We start from the raw sequence: 22,127 nt of genomic DNA, 5'->3' as shown, positions 1-22,127 counted from the left end.
CAGCGGCGTTCAGCCCGTATTTCCCAACCTTGATTGCACCTGTACTCAGTGTGCACAGCCACCGCCGCAAAGTCCATATTCCCTCCCAATCTGCCCCTATATCCCTATAAACGGAGAAAAAAGCAAAAAGGGTCAGGGCTTGCAAAAATTTGCCAAAGCTCACACATTGGTAACTGAGCGCTCACTAAAATACCCAGCTTTGGCCGCCCACGCGGCAGGACTCCAGGATGCCACATCGCCATCACCTGACTTCTCTTATTCCGGCCTTTGCCCTGCGTCAGAGTCTGCTGGGAGAACGCTATTCCAGTGCCGATTTATTGGCTGACTTACTCGCCGGTATTACCGTGGGAGTTATCGCTATTCCGCTTGCCATGGCGCTCGCCATCGCCAGTGGTGTCGCCCCCCAATACGGCCTCTATACGGCCATTATCGCCGGTATCATCATCGCCATCAGTGGTGGCTCGAAGCTGTCGGTGTCGGGGCCGACCGCCGCCTTTGTGGTACTGCTTGCCCCCATTTCGGCGCAGTATGGTCTCGGTGGCTTGCTGCTGGCGACCGTGATGTCCGGTGTCATCTTGTTGCTGATGTCACTGATGCGCCTGGGCAGACTTATTCAATATATTCCTGAGCCTGTGACCCTGGGTTTTACCGGCGGTATTGCCATCGTCATCGCCATGTTGCAGATAAAGGACATCTTTGCCCTACCTATCGCAGCACTCCCTGAGGATTTTTGGCACAAGGTCTCGACCCTGTTCCATGCCATGCCCCAGGCCCAGTGGCCCAGCATCCTGGTGGCCACAGTCACACTGTCTGTGTTGGTGTTCTGGCCCAAACTCACTCAAAAATTGCCGCCCCATTTACCGGCGATACTGGCAGGCACCCTCTGTGCCCTCGCGCTTGGCGGCGTTGGCTTTGATGTAGAGACCATTGGCTCACGTTTTTCATTCACCCTGGATGACGGCACCCTGATGGCAGGGATCCCTTCGGTACTGCCTTCTTTTCTGCTGCCATGGGAGCTGCCGGGCGTGGGAGGCGAGCCGCTGACACTCAATTGGCAACTCATCCAGAATCTGCTGCCCTCCGCCATGGCCATTGCCATGCTGGGCGCAATCGAATCATTACTCTGCGCCGTGGTGGTGGATGGCATGACGGGGAATCGTCACAGTGCCAACAGTGAGCTCTTTGGCCAGGGGCTTGGCAATCTTATTGCGCCCTTTTTCGGTGCTATCCCCGCCACCGCGGCCATCGCCCGCAGTGCCGCCAACGTGCGTGCCGGTGCCAAAAGTCCCTTGGCCGCCGTGTTCCACGCGCTTACCGTGCTGCTGGCGCTGGTGTTATTGGCGCCCGTGCTGGCCTATATCCCCATGGCGACCATGGCCGCGCTGCTGTTGGTGGTGGCATGGCACATGAGTGAAGCCAAAAAGAGTCTGCACCTTATCCGCCGCGCCCATGTGTCGGACGTGGCGGTACTGCTCACCTGCCTCATACTTACGGTTGCCTTCGATATGGTGATAGCCATTGGCGTTGGCATAGTGCTGGCGTCCTTGCTGCTGATGGGGCAACTTGCGGCGTCCACCCGACTGGTTGCACTGGACTGCGGCAGTGATACCGACAGCCCCGATATCGAAGCCTTTCGTATCGACGGCCCGCTGTTTTTTGCCGCCGCGGATAATCTCTTCAGCGAATTGATGCACCGCCAGAATGGCGCCCCCATATTGGTACTGGATTGGCAGAATGTGTCGCTGCTGGACGCAGGTGGCCTCAGTGCGCTGGAGCGCACCGTGGCCTGGGCACAAAAGCAGGGGCGGGAAATCCGCATCGTGTCTGTGCCCTTCCAGGCGCTGAGAGCCCTGGTCAAGGCGGGCGTTCAGGAGAAGCCGGGAGTCCTCTCCTTCTATCCAGATATGTCCGCCGCTTTGAAAGATACTGTCGCAAATACGGATTAACATTTTGATAGTTTTAGGGTTTGGGTCTTGCCAAAATGCATGACCCAAACTGAACTTCCCTGTAACATGTGCAACCTTCAGCTAAATCGCCTTTCAACGACAAGGACAAGACAAGGAAGCACCATGGAAGAGTCCACCATTTCCCGCGCACGCAAAGCCGTTTCCCCCAAAAGTATTTTTATCACCCTGGGCGCCATAGGTGCACTGGCGGTGCTGAAAAGCTCCATTTTGATGACGGATGCCGGTTACACCTACGTGCATCAAAACAACATCACCGGGGCACTGGATGTGTTTACCGAGCCGGGCATCCATGTGCGTATGCCATTTTTGTCCAAAATAACCCGCTACGATCAGGTGATTACTGTCTCCTTTGGCAATAATCAGGGCGAGGCCTTCTATCAGCGTTTGCCGTCGCTGCAGGTGCGCTTTGCCGATACCTACACGGGCCAGGTGCCAGCCACCTTCCGCTTCAAGTTGTCCCACTCCCCGGAGCAAATTATCCAGATGCACCGGGAGTTTCGCTCCAACGACAACCTGATTGAAACCATGCTGATTAAAAACGCCCGCAACGTTACCGTGATCACCGCCACCCAGTACACCGGCGAAGAGTTTTTCCAAGGCGGCCTGAACCAGTTTAAAGCCCAGCTGGCCGACCAGCTCAGCAACGGTATCTACACCACAGAGCGCCGTCAGGTGGAAGTGGAACAGGTTGATTTGGTGCCCGTCGGCTTCGACCAGGACGACTCCAACAAACTGCAGGCCACCAAGCAGCTGGTGTGGAAAACCATCCCAGTGACCGATAAGAGCGGCCAGCCGATACGCCAGGACAACCCCCTGAGCCAGTACGGTGTGACCGTAACCCAGGTGACCATTGGCGATCCTTCTCCTGAAGATCAGCTGGATAAACTGCTGACTGACAAAAAGAAATTGGTCGCAGAGCGCATCCGTACCATCCAGGAGCAGGAAACCTCCAAGGCCCAGGCCAAGACAGAGCAGCTGCGCAAAGAAATCCAGCGTACCCGCGAAGTGCAGGATGCCCAGCGCGCCAAAGAGCTAGCGGTAATCTCCCAGCAAAAAGAAGTGGAAATTGCCCGCCAGATTGCCGAGCGTGAACTGGTGGAAGAGCGCAAGAAGAAAGAAATTGCCGCACTTTCCAAGGCCAAAGAGTTGGAAATGGCACAGGCCAACCTGGAAATTCAAAAGGCCAACGCCGCTGCGGCCTCCTTTGAAGCCAAGGCAATCCGCGAAACGGGTATCGCCGAAGCCGAGGTATTGGCAGCCAAATACAAAGCCCTGGGTACCTACGAGAAAATTTATACCGCTGAGATGAACCGTGATGTGGCCAAGGTGTTGTATCAGAATCTGCCCAACTTCAAGGTGGAAATGCCGCAAAACTACATCGGTGGCAATGGGGGCATGACCTCAAATCTGGACGTGATAACGGGGTTCTCCGCGCTGGGGCTGATGGAAAAAAGTCAGGCGCTTGGCAATAACACCAAGCAATAGCCCGCAGGCAGGCCAGGAACCATTGCCACCAAACCAAACGTACGCGCCAAACGATGGGCCAAACGAGTAGCCACACAACAAACAGCGCCAGTCGGCGCTGTTTTTTTTCATCCTGCTTTGGCATGCTTGGGAGCAAGTTCACGAAAGTGCCCCACAGGAGGAGCCGATGACATCGGTCAAAAAAGGACATGCTACCCCACACCGCTCGCTCGTACTGGCGACCGCCTTAGCCACCGCGCTCTTCATCCCCTGGCAGGCAGTCGCCTACAGCGACGCCGAAAATCAGGCAGTGCTCGACCTTATCAAGCTGCCCGCAGGTTTTCAGATTGAGGTGCTGCACCATGGCTTTAAAAACTATCGCCAGATGGCCGTGACTGAGTCGGGTCTTTTGTATGTGGGTTCACGTAAAGAAGGCAAGGTGCACTATCTGCCACTGCCGGGCTCAGAGGCCGAAAAGGCCGGTGTGCGCGCCGGACAGCTTGCGATGAAATTCACCATGCCATCGGGCATTGCCTACCGGGATGGCAAACTCTATATCGCCGATGTGGGTAACCTGTACCGTGTGGATGAAGCTCAGAGCCCGGGCAAGGCCGCTCCTGCCCTGATTTACGACAAGTTACCCAAGGATTTACACCACGGCTGGAAATACCTGAAATTCGGCCCGGATGGCCGCCTTTACATCCCCATCGGCGCCCCCTGTAACATCTGTGATGCGGGCAAAGAGTACAGTAAAATCATCAGCCTGGATCTGGACACTCTGACCACAAGGGATGAAGCCCTCGGCGTGCGTAACAGCGTCGGTTTCGACTTTGCCCCCGCCACCGGCGAGCTTTGGTTTACCGACAATGGCCGCGACATGATGGGGGATGATATGCCCTCCGATGAGTTGAATCGGCTCACAAGCCCGGGCCAGCACTTCGGTTACCCCTATGTGCATCAGGGTGACACCCTGGACCCGGAGTTTGGCCAAGGCCACAACATCAAAGACTATGAAGCGCCCAAGGCCAGGCTTGGCGCCCATGTGGCCAGTCTTGGCATGACCTTCTATACCGGAAAACAGTTTCCACAAAAATATCAGGGTGGCATTTTTATCGCCGAGCATGGTTCCTGGAACCGCAGCGAGAAGGTCGGTTACCGGGTACGCTTCGCCAAGCTTAACGGCAATGACGTGGAACACCTCGAAACCTTTGCCGAAGGCTGGTTGCAGGGGGATGAGGTCCATGGCCGCCCCGCCGATGTGATGATGCTCCCCGACGGCAGTTTGCTGGTCAGCGACGATGGTCGCGACCGGCTTTATCGCATCCGATACACAGGCCAGGCGGGCGCTGATAAAGGCAACTGAAAAGGCAGCGAAACCACGTCCATCATGCTATCATTGCGCCCCATCTCGCCCTGGCAACGACTACCGAGGGGGCTCCCCCGCAGCCAGGGCTAAAAGTACCCTCGCCTGAAAACAGGCAAATATAATTAAAATCAGTCGTTAAGGAGTTATCATGCACGCCCTCGTTGCTGTCGTAATGGGTTCCAAGAGTGATTGGCCCACCATGGAAGCCGCCGCAGAGATCATGGATAAACTGCAGGTGCCTTACCATGTTGAGGTGGTTTCCGCCCACAGAACCCCGGACAAGTTAATGGACTTCGCCGCCACAGCAGCTGACAAAGGCTTTCAGGTGATCATTGGTGGTGCCGGTGGCGCCGCACACCTGCCAGGCATGCTGGCTTCCAAGACCCGTCTGCCGGTACTCGGCGTACCCGTGCAGAGCAAGGCTCTGAACGGCATGGACTCCTTGCTCTCTATCGTGCAAATGCCAAAGGGCATTGCGGTGGGGACCCTCGCCATAGGTACAGCCGGTGCCTTTAACGCTGGTCTGCTGGCTTGCCAAATCCTCGCCAACAACGACGCTGCTCTCGCCGAGCGCCTGGAAGCCTTCCGCGCCGAACAGACCCAGAGCGTACTGGAAAATCCGGATCCGAGGGACGCGTAATCATGGCAAACACAAAGCGCGTTTGGGTACTGGGCAATGGTCAGCTCGGTGCCATGCTGTCCCACGCCGGTCAGCCACTGGCGATTGAAGTGCTGCCGGTGGATATTATGGCCCCCAGCGATGAAAAACTGCCGCTGGCGGACGATGACATCATCACCGCCGAGCGTGAGCAGTGGCCAGAGTCGAGCCTGAGTCTGCAACTCTCTACCCACAAGAATTTCATCAACAGTCCTGTGTTTGGCCGCCTGGCCGACCGTTACACCCAGAAGTCGCTGCTCGATGAGCTGAATGTTGCCACCGCCCCCTGGGAGCTGGTGGATGAAAGCACCGACGTCAACGCCCTCTATGGCAAGTATGGCGAGCGGGTGCTGATGAAGCGCCGTACCGGTGGTTACGATGGCAAGGGCCAACATTGGCTCAAGCAGGCCGAGAATGGCCAGATCCCCGCCGACTGGCGCGGTGAAGCCATTGCCGAGCAAGCCATAAATTTTGATGAAGAAGTGTCTGTGGTTGGCGTACGCACCCACAGTGGTGAATGCTTCTTCTATCCGCTGACGTTGAACCTGCACCAGGATGGCATCCTGATGGCCTCCATTTCGCCGCTGCCGCGCCTGGCGCCGCTGCAGGCCGAAGCGGAAGCCATGCTGGGCACCATCATGAAAGGCCTCGAATATGTGGGTGTGATGGCGATGGAGTGTTTCCGCGTTGGCGACCACCTGCTGGTGAACGAGTTGGCTCCTCGGGTACATAACTCAGGCCACTGGACCCAGGCCGGAACCCATATGGATCAGTTCCAGCTGCACCTGCGCGCCCTGTGCGACCTGCCTATCCAGCAGCCTCAGGTGAACTTCCCCTGTGTGATGGTTAACCTTATCGGTATCGACAAGGACGATCGTTGGTTGAGTCTGCCCAACGCAGAGCTTTTCTGGTACGCCAAAGACGTGCGTCCGGGCCGCAAGGTGGGTCACTTGAACCTCTCTGTGCACAACCATGCCATGCTTGAAGGTAGCATCAGTCAGCTTAAAAACTGGATGCCGACACAATATCAGGCGCCACTTCAGTGGATCCTCGATAACGCCGACTTCTAAGCAACGTCATCATCAAAGCCCCGAAAATTCGGGGCTTTTTTATGGCCTCTGTCGCGCTTTTAGCCAGTGCAAGAGCTGGATTTCACCCGTATAATGGTCGGGCCAGAGATTCGATATGGATATTTTCAGTGAAGCAATGGGACAGTCTCAAACACAAGCGAATTGATACCCTCGGCCTGCGTTACCACCTGATGTTGCTGCTGACGCCTCTGTCAGTGTTCGTCGGGATTTTTTATCTGTTTTCCCCCGCAGGCTCTCTGCCGTGGATGATTTTGTTGCTGGTGTGCCTGGTGTATTTGATGGGATACAGCCTCAGCTATTACCTGCATCAGGGCCGGCTGCAACGCTTGTGGGATCACCTGGAGCAGGTGGTGTCCATCAACGAAGCCAGCATGGAGCTCATCCACCTCTCCAGCCAATACCAGAACGAACATGCCTTTTTGGATGCCTTGCTCAACAAGGCGGTTTCGGTCATCAACGGCGCCGAGATGGGCAGCATTATCCGCGTCGATCCCGATACCCATAAACTGATGTTTGAATCTGCTGTGGGCCTGGATCTGTCCCGGCTCAGAACCATCGATTTTTCCCTGGAGCAGTCTTTTGAATATCGAATGACCAAGGGGCGCTGCGATAAGGTGGTGGTAATCGATGATATGCAGCATATCAATGCCCAAAGCACCCTGACCCCGGCCGAGCAGCAAATTTTGCTCACCGCCGCCAAACAGCCCATCCGCTCTACCCTCTCAAGCCCCATTCATATCGACGGCAAACTCTACGCCATGCTCAATCTCGATAGCAGCCATCTGGCGGCTTTCAGCGATTACGACCGCAATCTCGTGGCGATTTTGACCCACGAAGCCGCCAGCGCCATCGCCTTGTATCAAAAGTCGCGGGAAATTCAGCGGCTGGCCACTTTCGACATCCTCACCGGACTCCACAACCGGCAGTATTTTGAATCGCAGGTCAGCCGGTGGCCCAAAAGCCGTATCGGCAGCTATCTGGTGGTACTGGATTTGGACAACCTCAAGGTACTCAACGACAGCCAAGGTCATCAGGCCGGTGACAAGGCCCTGGCGATACTGGCCGATGCGTTAAAGATGACCTGGTCGCAAAACTGCCTTATCAGCCGTTTTGGCGGTGATGAATTTGTTATCCTCACCCAGAGCAGTGAAGAACAACTGCTTGAGCGATTGGAGCAGCTGAAACACACCATGGCCCGCGCCGAGGCACCAGTGCTCTTCAGTGCCGGGTTCGCCCCATTCAATGGAGACTTTGCCGCCAGCTTCAAACTCGCCGATGAGCGTATGTATGCGCAAAAGCGTGGCAGACAAAAAGCAACCAGCAGCCAATCCGCCTGAACCTGAGTTACCCCTGGAATTACAACAAGGACGTGTAGATGTATCCAATCCTAAGGGCAAGCCTGCTTGCCAGCAGCCTGCTGTTTTCAATCTTCCCGACATTCGCCAAAGAACAGCTCTCCCAACAATTGGTGGATGTTCGCACCCGGGAGGGAGTGTCCCAGTATTTCAAACGCACCAATGGCCTGCCACTGCAGGGGGAGTTTGTGCTGGCCCGCGAAGATGGCAGCTTTACCCAGGCCGGGTTTGACACTGGCCTGCCCCACGGCCAATGGGAAACCTACTACGGTCCGTCCCAACCCATGACCAGGGGGCAATTTTTACAGGGTAAGCAGCAGGGGGAGTGGCAAACATTCAGCCGCAGCGGCGCCTTGGTGGAGACCCAGCACTTTGATAATGGCCTGGCGGAAGGCAACTGGCAGCAGTTTAACGTCACGGGTCAGACAGTAGAGCAGCGCCGTTACGCCGCCGGAGATCTGATACTCACGGAGCGATTTTTCAGCACGGGGCAATTGGCCGAAGTGGAGCGCTACCGGCAAAATTTTCGCCACGGCCAGTGGCAAAAATTCCATGAAAACGGCCAACTGGCGATGAATGCCCAGTTTGCCGACAACCTGCCAACGGGAGAGCTTACCCATTACTATGCGTCCGGTGAGCGTAAGCTGCAGGGGCAATACGATACCAGGGGGCAACGTACGGGCAAATGGCAGGAATGGGACAGTCAGGGGCGGCTTAGCCTGGACACCGAGTACAGCGAGGATAAGAAAAATGGCCTGGAGCAGCAGTTTTATCCCGACGGCCAGCCCGAAACCCAGTGCAACTTCCTCGGCGGGAAGCCCCATGGCGAATGCCTGAGCTTCAGCAGTGAAGGACTGCCCCGGGTAAAAGAGCAGTATTACAAAGGCAAGCTGGAAGGTGAGCAACTGTATTATGACGACGAAGGCAACCTGAGTGCCAAACTGCAGTATCAGGGCGGTAACGAGGCGGGCATTCAGCAGCGTTTTCACCCCAACGGCCAGTTGGCAGAGCTTGAGACACTGGCGATTGACCGCCCCGCCGACAATGGCCAGTATCCCCGCCATGGCAAGCAGGAAAGCTATAACAGTGAAGGGCTGCTGCAGCAATCCAGTGTCTACCAGCGCGGTCTGCGCGAGGGTGCATTTTTGCGCTATCAGGGCGATACCCTTATCGAATCGAGCCATTGGCTGCAAGGCGTTCGCCACGGCGATGTGCGTACCTTTTATCCTTCAGGTAAACCCAAAGCATTTGATCAATATGTAAATGGCACACTCGAGGGCACATCAGAGCGCTACTACGATGATGGCAAACTGCAAACCAAAGGCGAAATGCACGATGGGCTTTGGGTGGGCCGCTATGAGCGCTTCTATCGGGATGGCACACCTCAGGAGCTCAAACATTACGCCAAGGAAAAGCCAGCCAATGCCAATCAGTATCCCCTCGAAGGCGAATACAGCCGATGGTATGCCAATGGCGACCTGAACGAGACGGGCTACTACGACCAGGGCAAAAAAACCGGCCTGTGGCGCCTATACCAGAAAGGGCAAATAGGCAGCGAGCAGGAATATCTGGCCGGTAAACTGAACGGTAAGTACATCCAATATTATGAGGGCCGTCGCCGCACCAGTGGCGAGTACAGAGAGAACCAAAAAGAAGGGGAATGGGTCGAGTATCGCTACGAAGAGAAAGACCCCACTTTTGGCCCCATCCCTGAAGGCAATGTTTACAGTAAGACCCGATACCATGCCGGTAAGCGCCATGGCACAGAAGAGCTGTTCTCTTTCAGCGGTGTGCGTTATCGCCTGACCACCTTCGACATGGACGCCAAAACAGGCGACTATCACACCTTTTACGTCAGTAATGGCCAGATGGAACTGAGTGGCAAGCTCATCAAGGGCAATAAAACCGGACAGTGGCAATCCTGGTACGAAAGCGGCCTGACCAAATGGATTGCAACCTATGATGACGACAAACTGCATGGCCCCCGCAAGACCTTCTACGACGACGGTCAGCCCAAGTCGGAAGGGGATTACCAGCATGACGAGCCGAGCGGTAATCACAAAGAGTACTACCCAACAGGCATCCTCAAGGCCCAGGAGTCATGGCTGAACGGGCGCCGTGAAGGTCAAGCCCGTTATTTCCACCCCAATGGCAAACTCTCTGAGCAGGGCAGCTTTATCAAAGACAGGAAAGAAGGTCTGTGGCTGAGCTTTTGGTCTGGTGGCGAGAAGCGTATTGAAGGCAACTATATTGCCGACCGACAATCCGGTGACTGGCAGTTCTTCGATCAGTTCGGCAAGCTGATTAAAACCGAGCATCACAACTGATACCAGCCTGCGGGCAAAGGGCAAAAAAGCAAAGGGCATTCCACGTGAATGCCCTTGTTGTTATCCGCCAATAACGAGAGTCTTTACCCGCCAGGAACCGGACTCTTCAGTCGCAGATACCGGGTTTGCTCAACGACTAAAAATCGCGTCAGCGTATTGCTGCCTTTTCAAAAGAGGCCTCAGCCAAAGAAGAGGCGATACAGCCAGGAAGAATCCAGCTCTTCCTTGCAGCCCTTGTACTGAGCGGCGTAGCGACGGGAGCGCTCGTCCACCTTGGCCGCTACCTTGATAAGCCATTTCTTGGATTTATGGGTTCCGCGGCGATAGCCCCCCCAACCTTCGTGATAATTGAGATATTGGGCGCGGGCGTCCCACTTGGATACGCCATTGATCTTGTGGGTTTTGGTGATAAACCAACCCATAAAGTCCATGGCATCATCAAAATCACTGCGACTGGACCAGCTGTTGCCGGTTTCCCTGACATAATCATCCCAGGTCATGGTCTTGGCCTGGGCATAGCCGTAGGCATCACTGGCGCGGCCAATGGGGATAAAGCCCAGAAAATACTCCATGGGCGGCGCCGCATCATGCTTGAATGAGCTTTCCTGATACATCATCGCCAGCGGAACATGCACAGGAACGCCCCATTTCTCCTGCGTATCGATCGCGGCCTCATACCAGCTGCGATGCTCCCTGAAAATGGCGCAGATATTATCGGGATCTTTGGGCGGGGCGCTGGCACAGCCACCAAGAAGTGCCAGCAACAGCAGTGGCGTCAGGGCCTTGTACATATCAACTCCTACAACAACCAGTGGGTCGAGTTTCCCATGTCATTGATTAAGATGCAATTCGTACAAGGCTAAGGGTGACGGGCGTCGTCCTGGGTCGATAAAACGCTAGTTGGCAAAGGTGCACTCTGCCGCTTCGCTTTGCCAGATAACCGGTTCCCAAAAGTCGGGATTATTACCGAAGTAACGTCTGTCATCTTTATAACGGGCAGCAAAGTGATAGCGCATCCCTGCTGCGACCTCTATGGTCAGCGTTTTTCTTTGATGCGCATCCGGCGTCACTTTCAAATCCGGCGCGTCAATCAGCTCCACCAGCGAAAACTCATACCGCCCTGGGGCGAGCTGGTAGTTGGGGCGGGAAATCACTGGCGTGCCGTTCACATCGGTGACAACGGCACGATAGAGACGCTCTGCCTCCGGCGGGTCCTGATAGCCAGAGACCCAGCCGCATTGATTGACGTCTTCCACATTGCTGGCGCACGCCGTAAGTCCTGCACTGAGTGACAGGATCAGGAGAGCGCGCATGGCACACCTTTGAAGTAGCCCTTGAGATACTCATCAAAGCTTTCTTCATCACTGGCTTCAATCTCAGCCTGAGCGGCAAGAGAAGATGCAGCTTCGGCCTGGAAACCCGCTTCCACGCCGGGAGACAGCGGATACGACAGGAAGAAATCCTGATATTTGGCAGCCAGCCCCATCACGAAATCGCCATGATTCATGCCCTGCTCCACCACGGCGGTGTGTACCCTGCCTGAAAGTGTCAGGGCAGGGTCTTCAACTGCGAGGCGCCATTGGGCCAGCGCTTCGGCATAATCGCTGCTGTCTATGTCCAGCAAACTGGCGAGCTTATCAAACTCATCGAAGAGTTCCAGCAGCCAGGTTTTCAATGCCACAGGCTCGCCCTGACGACTGAGTTCCAGTCCGGGTTTGCGCCCTTCGTGGATAACCGCTCTGAGGTTGGTGGCGATTTCAGCTTCAGTGGCGGCATCGCTCTTTGGCGAATCGGACAGCAGGCAATAAAGCAGGAACAGGTCGAGGAAGCGCAATTGTGAGGCCTCAACCCCAACCGGGCTGAAGGGGTTTACGTCCAGCGCCCGCACTTCAATATACTCTACCCCGGCACGAGCCAGCGCCTCGGAGGGCTTTTCCCCCTTACGGGTAACCCGCTTGGCACGGATGGGGGCGTAAAACTCGTTTTCAATTTGCAGCACATTGGCATTGAGCTGGCGATATTCGCCATCCACCTTCACGCCAATTTCGGCAAACTTGGCCGATGGCAAGCAAATCGCCTCGCGGATCCCCTGCAAATAGTCATGGAGGGAGTCATAACTGATGTTGAGGCTGGCCTGCTCTTTGTTGGTGTAGCCAAGGTCACTCATCCGCAGTGACGTCGCGTAGGGCAGATACAGGGTACCACCGGCTGTTTTTTCAAACTCGAGGCTGGTTTTCTGCCCCTTGAGGAAAGAGCCGCAAATGGCCGGTGACGCGCCAAAGAGATACGGCAATACCCACACCAGACGGCGGTAATTGCGGATAAGGCCAAAGTAAGATTCAGAGATAAACTCATCCAGCGTCAGGCTGCTGCCAGAGAGCACATGCAGTCTTGGCCACAAGTCGCTGGAGAGCGAAAAGTTAAAATGCACCCCGGAAATAATCTGCATCAGGGCGCCGTATCTGTAGGTCAGCCCCTTGCGATAGAGGGTTTTCATCCTGCCGGTATTGGAGCTGCCATATTGGGCAATGGGAATGTCTTTCACATCGCCCACATAACAGGGCATGCTCACCGGCCACAGCTTCTGACCATCCAAATGCTTAAGCGTATAGGCATGGGTCTCAGTCAGGCCTTCCAGCAAGTCTTCAATGTTGCCACTGACCGGCGTAATAAACTCCAGCAAGGCTTCGCTGTAATCAGTGGTGATCCTGGAGTGGGTCAGCGCCGAGCCCAGCGCCTTGGGATGAGGGTCCATTGCCAGCTGGCAACAGCTGGTGATACGCAAAGCCTCACGCTCCAAACCCCGTCGCAGCCCGGCAAGTGCCTTGCGTCCTTCTGCATCGGAGAGAGCCCCGAGTCTGTCATTGAATGCTGTCAATTGATTCTTCTCTGGTTGCTATGGCGCGCTGCGCCGCCGTACACAGCAAGACCTGTGGCGACCCTCGGGTCTTTCGGCTTTTGTCCAAAATAATGCCATTTGCCTATGGCGGCAAGGGAGAAAGATAAGAAGGGTGGCTCAGTCGCCACCCTTGCTTGTCAACGATATGGGGATTGCACTGTGATATTACAATACCAAGTCTTTCACCGGATACCCGAGCGCCTTGAGTTCAGGCAATATGCTGGCCTTGTCACCCACGACAAAGATAACCATCTCGTTGATATTCAGATGTTTCTTGGCAAGAGCGTCGATTTCATCTTTTTGAATACCCGCGATGATTTTATCCTGTTCGGCGGTAAAGCCATCATTGAGATTGTAACGCTGGATCATCCGCATAAAGCCAGCCTTCTGGTATGGGGTTTCATAATCCAGTGCCTGGCCCTGGGAGATGGAGCTGCGCATGAAACTCAGCTCATCGTCACGGATACCTGTGGCGTTATAGGTGGTGATCTCTTTAATGAACTCAGATACGGCAGGTGCCGTCACATCACTGCGTACACTGGCGGTAGCCAGGAACTGACCCACTTCGCTTCCGCCGCTGAAACGACTTCGGGCGCCATAGGTGTATCCCTTGTCTTCACGCAGGTTCAGGTTAATACGGCTGTTGAAAGCACCACCCAGCGGGTAGTTCATCAAACCGGCTTTAAAGTACTCACCGGTGGCATCAAAGGGCAGCGCAAGCTTACCAATGGAAATAACTGACTGGGCCGCGCCGGGTTTATCCAGCACATAAATGGTGCCGCCGCTTAAGTCTGGCAGTTGTCCAAGCGCGGGTATGGCAGTGGCCTCACCCTGCCAGCTGTCGAGGGTCTTCAGTGAAGAGAGCAGTGCCGCTTTAGGTGCGCTGGACACAGCCACAACCTGGGCGTTGCTGGCTTTGTACTGTGTCTGGTAGAAGGCTTTGATGTCGTCCAGGGTCAGGGCGGCAACTGTGTCTACCGTGCCGCTGGCATCCACGCCCAGGGCATTTTTATCACCGTAAAGCAGCTTGGCAAAACCTGTGTTTGCCAGATAGTTGGGGTTAGACTGGGAATGTTTAAGCCCCTGCAGGGTTTGCTGTTTCACCCGCTCGAAGTCTTCCGCCTTAAAGCCCGGCATCAGCAGCTTCTCTTTCAAAACCGCAAGCGTGTCATCCAGCTTTTCGGTGAGAGCTGACAGCTTGATTTCGCTCTGATAGTCGCTGGCAGAAAACTGCACCGAAGCCCCCAGGAGTTCCAGCGCCTGGGTCAGTTCCTCACTGGAGCGTTGGCTGGTTGACTCGTTGAGCATGGCGGCGGTGAGCTGAGCCACACCGGCCTTGCTCACATCGGCCAGGCGATGACCGCCGGCAAGGTAAATCACGATTTCCGTGGTGGGGGTCTCGGCACTCTGGGTACCCAGCACTTCAATGCCATTGCCCAAATTGTCACGCCACAGCGTGGGTACCTTGAGGACTGGTGCTTTGCCACTTTGTGGCATCACACTGCGGTCAAAGGACGATTTGGCCTCACTTACGTTTAACTCACCGGCCACCGCATTGGCTGCCACCAGTGGCGCGGGTGCATTAAAGTTGTCGGCCGCAGCCACCAGTGCCCTGGCACCCTCAGGAACCACACTCATGATGACCATGGGCTTGTCTTTCACGTACCGGTTGAACACGCGAATAACATCCTCTTTGGTCACGCTGGCATAGCGCTGCAAATCGTTGGCAATCATATTGGGGTTGCCATAGAAGGTCTCGTTGGCAGCGAGCGCCGACACCTTGCCACGAACACTCTGCAGGCCAAAGATGGTATCGGCCTCGAATTGCACCTTGACCTTTTCCAAATCTTCATCAGTCACGCCACGGCGCTCGAACTCGGCGATGGATGCACGAAGTTTGCCTTCCAGCTCTTTGAGGCTGCCGCCCTTGGCGGGATTGGCCAGGGCAAAAAATGACATTTCACAGGACAGCTCGCGGCATGGATGGCTGGCACTGGCCTGCACCGCATAGCCTTCTTTAACCAGGTTTTTGTACACCAGCGAGGTTTTACCACCGCCAAGTATGTTGGCGAGCAAATCCAGTGCGGCTTCATCCTGATGGCTGGCATACACGGTTGGCAATGCCATACGAATAAGCGGCAAATGCACCTTGTCTTCCATGGACAGGTATCTGTCTTTATCCAGGGTTACCTGGGTTTTGGGCAGCGCCTCCACTTCCGGACCACGTGGGATATCACCAAAGTATTTGTTCACCCAGGCCAGGGTCTGCAACTCATCAAAATCGCCGCCAATGGTCAGGGTGGCATTGTTTGGGCCATACCAGCGCTGGAAGAATTGCTTCACATCCGCAAGCTCGGCGCGGTTCAAATCATCCGGCCAGCCAATCACAGGCCAGGAGTATGGGTGACCGGCAGGATACATGGCCTGGCTGAAGCGCTCGTACATACGGCCATAGGGCTGGTTATCGATACGCTGGGCACGCTCGTTTTTCACGGTTTCGCGCTGCACCTCAAATTTCTCGTCGGTAAGTGCAGGCAGGAAGAAGCCCATGCGGTCAGATTCGAGCCACAGCATTTTTTCCAGCTGGTTGCTGGGCACTGTCTCAAAATAATTGGTGCGGTCGGTATTGGTGGTGCCATTCAGGGTACCGCCTGACTCCGTGACCACTTTAAAGTGCTGCTCATCGGCAACGTTTTCAGACCCCTGAAACATCATGTGTTCAAACAGGTGGGCAAAACCGCTGCGACCGGGCAGCTCTCGGCCTGAGCCCACGTGATAGGTCACATCCACGTGCACCAGAGGATCTGAGCTGTCCTGGTGTAATATCACTGTCAGACCATTGGCCAACTGGAACTTCTTGTAAGGAATGCCGACGCCGGTGCTGTCCACGGCAACGGTCTCAACCAGGGTGACCCCTTCCGGCAGTGCCAGAGAGTCAGAAGAGTGCTGGGCGCAGCCCGCGAGCGCTGCCGAAATGGCGGCAGCCAGAATCCACTTTTTCATTAGCTATCCCTTGTTTTACTTCTAGTTTGTTAACCAATAACAACGCCCGACTATATCAGACTCAGAAACAGGCCCATCAGGCTTTTGCCAGGAGTGTTGTAATAAAAAATGTCAAAAGGCCTGCATCATCAATAAGAGCAAACCATAGCGGGCACCTTTTCCAATTAAAATCAGAACAATAGACATCAGTAACGGCAGTCGGAGCCAGCCTGCGAGCACACAAAGAATGTCACCGATAACGGGGGCCCATGACAGCAGCAGACTCCAGACACCGTATTTTTCCACCAAGGCCAGGGCACGGCGCTGAGAAAGGGACAAGTGTTCAGGCTCCCAGGCAACCCGGCCAAGGCGGCCCAGTCCAAGGCTTGTGAGTGCCCCGAGGGTATTTCCCAGGGTTGCCACCACAAACAGGGAAAACCACAGCTCCGGGTTGGAGTTCACCAGCGCCAGCAAAAGTACCTCAGAACCACCGGGCAACAGAGTGGCCGCCAGAAAGGCGCCGGAAAACATCAACCACAGGGGCTCCATCATTTGACTCCCAAAAACCAGGTTAATAAAAATAGATAACTTTAACGCTATAAAAACAAACCCAGATATCACAATAAGTTATATCAAAAACGGTTTGTTTTGCATCTCAATGTGTTTATACAATGCCTTTTCGGCTGTATTTTCCCACACTGCTGTTATGTACGGGCTACCGCGGTTTTGCCCCGTTGTCTTTTTTGGGCAAGGTAGCCTCGCTGTGGGCCACTGATTTAGTAAATTCGGAAACTCAATGATAATTCAAACATTAAGTAAAATTCCCTTCTGGCAGAAAGTGCTGGCTGGTTTTGCGCTGGGGATACTCACAGGGGTATTACTGGGGGAATCGGCGACCGTGCTCAAGCCCCTTGGCGATCTCTTTATTGCCGCCATCAAGATGCTGGTTGCACCTCTGGTACTGTGCGCCATTGTGGTCAGTATCACCTCCCTTGGCAGCTCAACCAACCTTAAACGCCTGAGTTTCAAGACGCTGGCGCTCTTTATGCTGACCGGCACCCTGGCCTCCTTGATTGGTCTGGCGGTGGGCAGCAGCTTCGATATGGGCGGCAGCATGCAGCTTGCCAGTACCGAAGTGCGCGAACGCGTCGTACCGGGCTTTTCCCAGGTGTTGCTGGATATGATCCCGGTCAATCCCTTCGCCTCTCTGACCAACGGTAAAGTGCTTCAAATTATTGTGTTTGCTGCCCTGGTGGGGATTGCCATCAACGCGGTTGGCGAAAAAGCCGAGCCACTGAAAAAAGTATTCGACGCCGGTGCCGAGGTCATGTTCCAACTGACCCGCATGGTGCTCAAGCTGACCCCTATCGGTGTATTTGGCCTGATGGCCTGGGTGGTGGGCGAGTATGGCCTCTCTACCCTACTGCCGCTGGGCAAATTTATCGTGGCCATCTACGTGGCTGCACTTATCCATATCCTGTTTGTTTACGGTGGTTTGGTGAAATTTGCCGCCCGCTTAAGCCCGGTACAGTTTTTCCGTAAGGCCATGCCGGCCCAGCTGGTTGCCTTCAGTACGGCTTCAAGCTTCGGAACGCTGCCAGTGACCACCAAGTGTGCCGAGTCCATGGGCGTCTCCAAGCGTTACAGTGCCTTTGTGCTGCCCATGGGCGCCACCATGAACATGGATGGCTGCGGTGGTATTTACCCCGCCATTGCCGCCATTTTCATTGCGCAAATCTATGGTATTCCGCTGGATATGACCGATTACATGCTGATTGCTGTGACGGCCACTGTGGCCTCAGTAGGCACCGCAGGTGTGCCCGGTAGCGCCATGGTAATGCTGACAGTCACCCTGGGCGTGGTGGGTTTGCCCCTGGAAGGCATTGCATTTATCGCCGCCATAGACCGCGTGATTGATATGATACGGACCTGCACCAACGTCACCGGCGATATGATGACCGCCGTGGTGGTTGGCAACTCCGAAGGTGAGCTGGACCGTGAGCGTTTTTATAAGGTAGAAGAAGATAAAATGGTCGAAGGCAACGCCTGAGCTGCTCATCGGTAACTGAGTTACCTGTTCTCTGAAAGGCCATTCCCAGGGGGATGGCCTTTTTTGTTTACTGTTGGCCCTTGTTTACCTTGGTTCGCAAAGCACCTACACTGACCCAAGTGATATCAATAATAACAAGCCGTTGCCATGACCAAGCTCTTTCTGTTTCCCATCATCCTTTGCCTGTTGTGGACAATTTTTTTACGCTTTAACGGTATTCCGCTGTCAAAAGGCAAAACCGGTTATATCTATATCATCGCCATCAGCGGCACCCTGATTGTCCTGATGACGCTGCTGCTGTGGCTGACCCGGGTCCAATAATCCCCCACAATAAAAAAAAGCGCCCTCAGGCGCTTTTTTTATTGGATTGACCGCTACCCCAATACCGCGAGCAAGATACCGGCAGCCACAGCACTGCCGAGCACCCCGGCCACATTGGGGCCCATGGCGTGCATCAAAAGATAATTGTGCGGATTGGCCTCAAGCCCGACCTTATTGGCCACCCGTGCCGCCATGGGCACGGCCGAGACACCTGCCGCGCCAATCAGCGGATTGACCTTGCCGCCACTGAGCTTGCAGAGCACCTTTGCCATCAGCACGCCGGCCGCTGTGCCGATAGAGAAGGCAACGGCGCCGAGCACTAGGATCCCCAGAGTCTCTACCCGCAGGAATTGCTCGGCCGAGAGCTTGGAGCCCACCGCCAGCCCCAGGAAGATGGTGACTATGTTGATAAGCTCGTTTTGCGCCGTGTTGGACAGACGGTCCACGACCCCGGACTCACGCATCAGGTTGCCAAGGCAGAACATACCAACAAGTGGTGTTGCTGCCGGCAAAAATAGAATGGTCAGCCCCAGTACCATTAACGGAAACAGCACCTTTTCTTTTTTGCTCACTTCCCGCAGCTGCTCCATCTTGATGGCGCGCTCTTCCTTGGTGGTAAGCGCGCGCATAATTGGCGGCTGGATAATGGGTACCAGTGCCATGTAGGAGTAAGCCGCCACCGCAATGGCGCCCAGAAGCTCTGGCGCCAGCTTGGTGGAGAGGAAAATAGCCGTGGGGCCGTCGGCGCCACCAATAATGGCAATGGCGGCGGCATCTTTCATGGAAAACTCAAACCCTGGCACCAGATTGAGCGCAATCGCTCCCAGCAAGGTGGCGAAAATACCAAACTGGGCCGCGGCCCCGAGCAGCAGGGTCTTGGGGTTGGCAATCAGGGCGCCAAAGTCGGTCAATGCCCCTACACCGAGGAAAATCAGCAGCGGAAAGATGCCGGTCTCGAGTCCCACGTGATAGAGGTAATAAAGTAAACCGCCTTCCTCGGTAAACCCGGCATTGGGGATATTGGCAAGCACGGCGCCAAAACCTATAGGCAACAGCAGCAGCGGCTCAAATCCCTTGGCAATGGCAAGATACAAGAGCACCAGGCCCACTGCCATCATCAGTAGCTGCCCCAGGGTAAAGTGGGCAATGCCCGTTTCGGCCCAAAAGGCCATCAATCCTTCCATCATGCCTCCTTAGGCCAACGACAACAGCTGAGCGCCAACGGCAACCGAGTCACCTTCTTTCACCCAAAGACGGGCAATGACACCGTCGGCCTGGGCACGGATTTCGGTTTCCATCTTCATGGCTTCGAGGATTATCACCACATCCCCCGCCTTCACCGTATCGCCGGGCGACACATGGATTTTGAAGATATTGCCAGACAGAGGCGCGCTCATTTCCAGTTTGATTTCGTGGCTTACAGGTGCAGCCGCTGCGGCGGCAGGGGCAACTGCGGCGCTGGACTGACTTGCTCCCTGTGGCTGGATTTGACTGATTTCACCGCCGGCGGCAACTTCAACCACGTAGGTTTGACCATCCACCTTCACTGTGTAGGTTTCTGGCCCCGAGTTCGCCCTGACTGGGGCTAACGAGGCCTGAGCCACGGCCACAGGCGCTGGCTCAAAGGCATCGGCATTGCCACGGTTTTTAAGGAACTGCAGGCCAATCTGCGGAAACAGTGCATAGGTGAGCACATCATCATCGAGATCTTCACTGAGCTTGATGTTCTCGGCTGTGGCCTTTTGGACCAGCTCGGTGCGAAGACGCTCCACCTCTGGAGTCAGCAAGTCGGCAGGGCGACAGGTGACAGGCTCAGCTCCCTTAAGTACCCGCTGCTGCAGCTCGCTGTTCACCGGCGCCGGGGTGGCACCGTATTCGCCCTTGAGTACTCCCTCGGTTTCCTTGGTGAGCGACTTGTAGCGCTCGCCGGTGAGCACGTTGATCACCGCCTGGGTACCCACAATCTGAGAGGTCGGTGTTACCAGCGGCAAGAAGCCCAGATCTTCGCGTACTCTGGGAATTTCATCGAGCACCAAATCGAGTTTATCGCTGGCGCCCTGCTCTTTAAGCTGGCTCTCCATGTTGGTGAGCATGCCACCTGGCACCTGGGCGCGCAGAATTCGGGAATCAATGCCCTGCAGCGCGCCTTCAAATTTGGCATACTTTTTACGCACCTCACGGAAATAGGCGGCAATCTCTTCCAGCAGCGCCATATCCAACCCCGTGGAACGCTCCGTGTCCTCCACCATGGCCACCAGTGTCTCGGTGGCGCTGTGGCCGTAGGTCTGGCTCATGGACGAAATCGCGGTATCCAGTACATCGATACCGGCCTCAATCGCCTTCTGGTAGGTGGCGGTAGAAAGCCCGGTGGTGGCATGGCTGTGCATGGCCACCATCAGCCCGGTTTGCGACTTAAGCCTGCTCACCAGCTCAAAGGCTTCCATGGGACGCAGCAGACCGGCCATATCTTTGATACAAAGCGAATCGCAGCCCAGATCCTCAAGACGCTTGGCCATGTCCACCCAGGTGTCCAGGTTATGCACCGGGCTGGTGGTGTAGGAAATGGTGCCCTGTGCATGGGCGCCCACCTGCTTGACCGCGCGCACCGCCTCTTGCAGGTTGCGCACGTCATTCATGGCATCAAACACCCGGAATACATCCATGCCGTTGTCGTGGGCGCGCTCAACGAATCTGTGCACCAAATCGTCGGCATAGTGGCGATAACCCAGCAGGTTCTGCCCCCGCAGCAGCATCTGCATCGGGGTCTTGGGCATGGCTTGCTTGAGCAGCCGCAGCCGCTCCCAGGGGTCTTCCCCCAAATAGCGGATACAGGCATCGAAGGTCGCGCCGCCCCAGGTCTCCAGCGACCAATAGCCCACCTGATCCAACTTGGCGGCGATGGGCAGCATGTCTTCGATGCGTAAACGGGTGGCAAGCAGGGATTGGTGCGCGTCGCGCAGCACCACATCGGTAAGGGCCAAGGCTTTGGTCATGAACGTCCCTCCTGGGCTCGGTATTGTTGTATGGCGGAGGTGATAGCGGCCACCAGACGAGGATCCAGCCCCTTGGACTGAGCGGAAGCCACGGATGTTTCTGGCCGTTTCTCATTGTCTTCGGCCTTGGGTGCATATCGATTGGCAATCAGCTTAAGTCCAAGGATCAAAATCCCCAGAAACGCATATACCAGCACCATGCCCAGTACCATGATCCACAGGGCCTCGCCCATTTGATCCATCACTGATGTCATGACTTTCCCTCAAAAGTTTGTTGGCTTGAGCCGCATAAAAATGCGAAAACTCGCTCACTTCACTCAACCCCATCGATACCAAAATGTAACAACAGGCAAAAATAGCACCCCGAAAGATAACCTTTTATTAACGATAAAGGCAACGACTTGTAAATTGGTCTTACCAATATTTATTGATTAAGTACGACTGATTTAAATAATTCTCAAAAATATAGCCGTGAAATTAAAGTAAGGAGAATCTGAGGCGGGAAAAATCACTGATATAAAATTGGCACATGGAAACGCAGACTATGCATTCGTAGTCACGGACAATATGCCAACGGCAGTTAAGGCGAACTGAAACTTATGCAGTGAGACAAACCGAAATGAGCGGGAAAAGAAAAAGCCCCTGAGTAATCAG

Annotated in this window: 17 protein-coding genes; 9 read left to right on the top strand and 8 right to left on the bottom strand. The window is 55.2% G+C overall.

What is annotated here, in order from left to right:
• The first annotated feature begins 227 nt into the window (after nt 1-227).
• The 7 genes from dauA to K0H63_RS05765 all read left to right on the top strand — a co-directional run bounded on the left by dauA (nt 228) and on the right by K0H63_RS05765 (nt 10,228).
• On the top strand, nt 228-1,946 hold the full coding sequence (dauA, locus tag K0H63_RS05795; protein ID WP_220067114.1) for a C4-dicarboxylic acid transporter DauA: 1,719 nt from the start codon (nt 228-230) through the stop codon (nt 1,944-1,946).
• 123 nt (nt 1,947-2,069) lie between these two features.
• Nucleotides 2,070-3,452 carry an SPFH domain-containing protein gene (locus K0H63_RS05790; RefSeq protein ID WP_220067113.1) on the top strand — a complete coding sequence of 461 codons (1,383 nt, stop codon included), beginning with the start codon at nt 2,070-2,072 and terminating at the stop codon, nt 3,450-3,452.
• 166 nt (nt 3,453-3,618) lie between these two features.
• Nucleotides 3,619-4,794 (top strand): PQQ-dependent sugar dehydrogenase, encoded by a 1,176-nt coding sequence (locus tag K0H63_RS05785; RefSeq protein WP_258405661.1) that lies wholly within the window; start codon nt 3,619-3,621, stop codon nt 4,792-4,794.
• A 151-nt stretch (nt 4,795-4,945) separates the two neighbouring features.
• Nucleotides 4,946-5,437 (top strand): 5-(carboxyamino)imidazole ribonucleotide mutase, encoded by a 492-nt coding sequence (purE, locus tag K0H63_RS05780; RefSeq protein ID WP_011759180.1) that lies wholly within the window; start codon nt 4,946-4,948, stop codon nt 5,435-5,437.
• Between the two features lie 2 nt (nt 5,438-5,439).
• Nucleotides 5,440-6,525, top strand: a complete 1,086-nt coding sequence (purK, locus tag K0H63_RS05775; RefSeq protein WP_220067112.1) for a 5-(carboxyamino)imidazole ribonucleotide synthase — start codon at nt 5,440-5,442, stop codon at nt 6,523-6,525.
• Between the two features lie 128 nt (nt 6,526-6,653).
• A complete protein-coding gene (locus K0H63_RS05770) occupies nt 6,654-7,883 on the top strand; it encodes a GGDEF domain-containing protein (protein WP_220067111.1) in 1,230 nt (409 codons plus the stop codon).
• A gap of 38 nt (nt 7,884-7,921) precedes the next feature.
• The gene (locus K0H63_RS05765; protein ID WP_220067110.1) at nt 7,922-10,228 is read left to right on the top strand and encodes a toxin-antitoxin system YwqK family antitoxin; all 2,307 of its coding nucleotides are present in this window, start codon (nt 7,922-7,924) and stop codon (nt 10,226-10,228) included.
• A 179-nt stretch (nt 10,229-10,407) separates the two neighbouring features.
• Here the strand turns inward: K0H63_RS05765 and K0H63_RS05760 are convergent, their stop codons facing one another.
• The 5 genes from K0H63_RS05760 to K0H63_RS05740 all read right to left on the bottom strand — a co-directional run bounded on the left by K0H63_RS05760 (nt 10,408) and on the right by K0H63_RS05740 (nt 16,658).
• Complete coding sequence (locus K0H63_RS05760; RefSeq protein ID WP_220067109.1) at nt 10,408-11,019, bottom strand: transglycosylase SLT domain-containing protein; 612 nt, start codon at nt 11,017-11,019, stop codon at nt 10,408-10,410.
• Between the two features lie 105 nt (nt 11,020-11,124).
• Nucleotides 11,125-11,541: a hypothetical protein gene (locus tag K0H63_RS05755; protein WP_220067108.1), complete on the bottom strand. Its 417-nt coding sequence runs from the start codon at nt 11,539-11,541 to the stop codon at nt 11,125-11,127.
• Nucleotides 11,526-13,106: a glutamate--cysteine ligase gene (gene gshA, locus K0H63_RS05750; protein WP_220067107.1), complete on the bottom strand. Its 1,581-nt coding sequence runs from the start codon at nt 13,104-13,106 to the stop codon at nt 11,526-11,528. Before gshA ends, K0H63_RS05755 begins: the two co-directional genes overlap by 16 nt.
• Before the next feature lie 186 nt (nt 13,107-13,292).
• Nucleotides 13,293-16,130, bottom strand: a complete 2,838-nt coding sequence (locus K0H63_RS05745; RefSeq protein ID WP_220067106.1) for a M16 family metallopeptidase — start codon at nt 16,128-16,130, stop codon at nt 13,293-13,295.
• 111 nt (nt 16,131-16,241) lie between these two features.
• The gene (locus K0H63_RS05740; RefSeq protein WP_220067825.1) at nt 16,242-16,658 is read right to left on the bottom strand and encodes a YqaA family protein; all 417 of its coding nucleotides are present in this window, start codon (nt 16,656-16,658) and stop codon (nt 16,242-16,244) included.
• Nucleotides 16,659-16,905: 247 nt separating this feature from the next.
• On the opposite strand from K0H63_RS05740, the gene K0H63_RS05735 reads away from it, so the two are divergent.
• Together K0H63_RS05735 and K0H63_RS05730 are read left to right on the top strand one after the other, a co-directional pair.
• Entirely contained in the window at nt 16,906-18,159 is a 1,254-nt protein-coding gene (locus tag K0H63_RS05735) for a dicarboxylate/amino acid:cation symporter (protein ID WP_220067105.1), read from the top strand.
• A gap of 147 nt (nt 18,160-18,306) precedes the next feature.
• Complete coding sequence (locus tag K0H63_RS05730) at nt 18,307-18,480, top strand: hypothetical protein (protein ID WP_220067104.1); 174 nt, start codon at nt 18,307-18,309, stop codon at nt 18,478-18,480.
• Between the two features lie 53 nt (nt 18,481-18,533).
• On the opposite strand, the gene K0H63_RS05725 is transcribed toward K0H63_RS05730, so the two are convergent.
• From K0H63_RS05725 to K0H63_RS05715, 3 genes are read right to left on the bottom strand one after another with little or no spacing between them, the layout of a single operon-like run.
• Nucleotides 18,534-19,664 carry a sodium ion-translocating decarboxylase subunit beta gene (locus K0H63_RS05725; RefSeq protein WP_220067103.1) on the bottom strand — a complete coding sequence of 377 codons (1,131 nt, stop codon included), beginning with the start codon at nt 19,662-19,664 and terminating at the stop codon, nt 18,534-18,536.
• Between the two features lie 9 nt (nt 19,665-19,673).
• A complete protein-coding gene (gene oadA, locus K0H63_RS05720; RefSeq protein ID WP_220067102.1) occupies nt 19,674-21,473 on the bottom strand; it encodes a sodium-extruding oxaloacetate decarboxylase subunit alpha in 1,800 nt (599 codons plus the stop codon).
• Entirely contained in the window at nt 21,470-21,727 is a 258-nt protein-coding gene (locus K0H63_RS05715) for an OadG family protein (protein WP_220067101.1), read from the bottom strand. The genes oadA and K0H63_RS05715 overlap by 4 nt, the downstream gene beginning before the upstream one ends.
• Nucleotides 21,728-22,127 lie beyond the last annotated feature (400 nt).

Source organism: Shewanella zhangzhouensis, from assembly GCF_019457615.1.
In the GTDB taxonomy this organism is placed as follows: domain Bacteria; phylum Pseudomonadota; class Gammaproteobacteria; order Enterobacterales; family Shewanellaceae; genus Shewanella; species Shewanella zhangzhouensis.
Note: the sequence above shows the minus strand (reverse complement) of the source record. Positions and strands in the feature narration are given on the sequence as shown.

Bases quoted from the DNA above. Each gene is read 5' to 3' on its own strand.
- dauA (WP_220067114.1), top strand. From the start codon at position 228: ATGCCACATCGCCATCACCTGACTTCTCTTATTCCGGCCTTTGCCCTG.
- K0H63_RS05790 (WP_220067113.1), top strand. From the start codon at position 2,070: ATGGAAGAGTCCACCATTTCCCGCGCACGCAAAGCCGTTTCCCCCAAA.
- K0H63_RS05785 (WP_258405661.1), top strand. From the start codon at position 3,619: ATGACATCGGTCAAAAAAGGACATGCTACCCCACACCGCTCGCTCGTA.
- purE (WP_011759180.1), top strand. From the start codon at position 4,946: ATGCACGCCCTCGTTGCTGTCGTAATGGGTTCCAAGAGTGATTGGCCC.
- purK (WP_220067112.1), top strand. From the start codon at position 5,440: ATGGCAAACACAAAGCGCGTTTGGGTACTGGGCAATGGTCAGCTCGGT.
- K0H63_RS05765 (WP_220067110.1), top strand. From the start codon at position 7,922: ATGTATCCAATCCTAAGGGCAAGCCTGCTTGCCAGCAGCCTGCTGTTT.
- K0H63_RS05760 (WP_220067109.1), bottom strand. From the start codon at position 11,019: ATGTACAAGGCCCTGACGCCACTGCTGTTGCTGGCACTTCTTGGTGGC.
- K0H63_RS05755 (WP_220067108.1), bottom strand. From the start codon at position 11,541: ATGCGCGCTCTCCTGATCCTGTCACTCAGTGCAGGACTTACGGCGTGC.
- K0H63_RS05745 (WP_220067106.1), bottom strand. From the start codon at position 16,130: ATGAAAAAGTGGATTCTGGCTGCCGCCATTTCGGCAGCGCTCGCGGGC.
- K0H63_RS05740 (WP_220067825.1), bottom strand. From the start codon at position 16,658: ATGGAGCCCCTGTGGTTGATGTTTTCCGGCGCCTTTCTGGCGGCCACT.
- K0H63_RS05735 (WP_220067105.1), top strand. From the start codon at position 16,906: ATGATAATTCAAACATTAAGTAAAATTCCCTTCTGGCAGAAAGTGCTG.
- K0H63_RS05730 (WP_220067104.1), top strand. From the start codon at position 18,307: ATGACCAAGCTCTTTCTGTTTCCCATCATCCTTTGCCTGTTGTGGACA.
- K0H63_RS05725 (WP_220067103.1), bottom strand. From the start codon at position 19,664: ATGGAAGGATTGATGGCCTTTTGGGCCGAAACGGGCATTGCCCACTTT.
- oadA (WP_220067102.1), bottom strand. From the start codon at position 21,473: ATGACCAAAGCCTTGGCCCTTACCGATGTGGTGCTGCGCGACGCGCAC.
- K0H63_RS05715 (WP_220067101.1), bottom strand. From the start codon at position 21,727: ATGACATCAGTGATGGATCAAATGGGCGAGGCCCTGTGGATCATGGTA.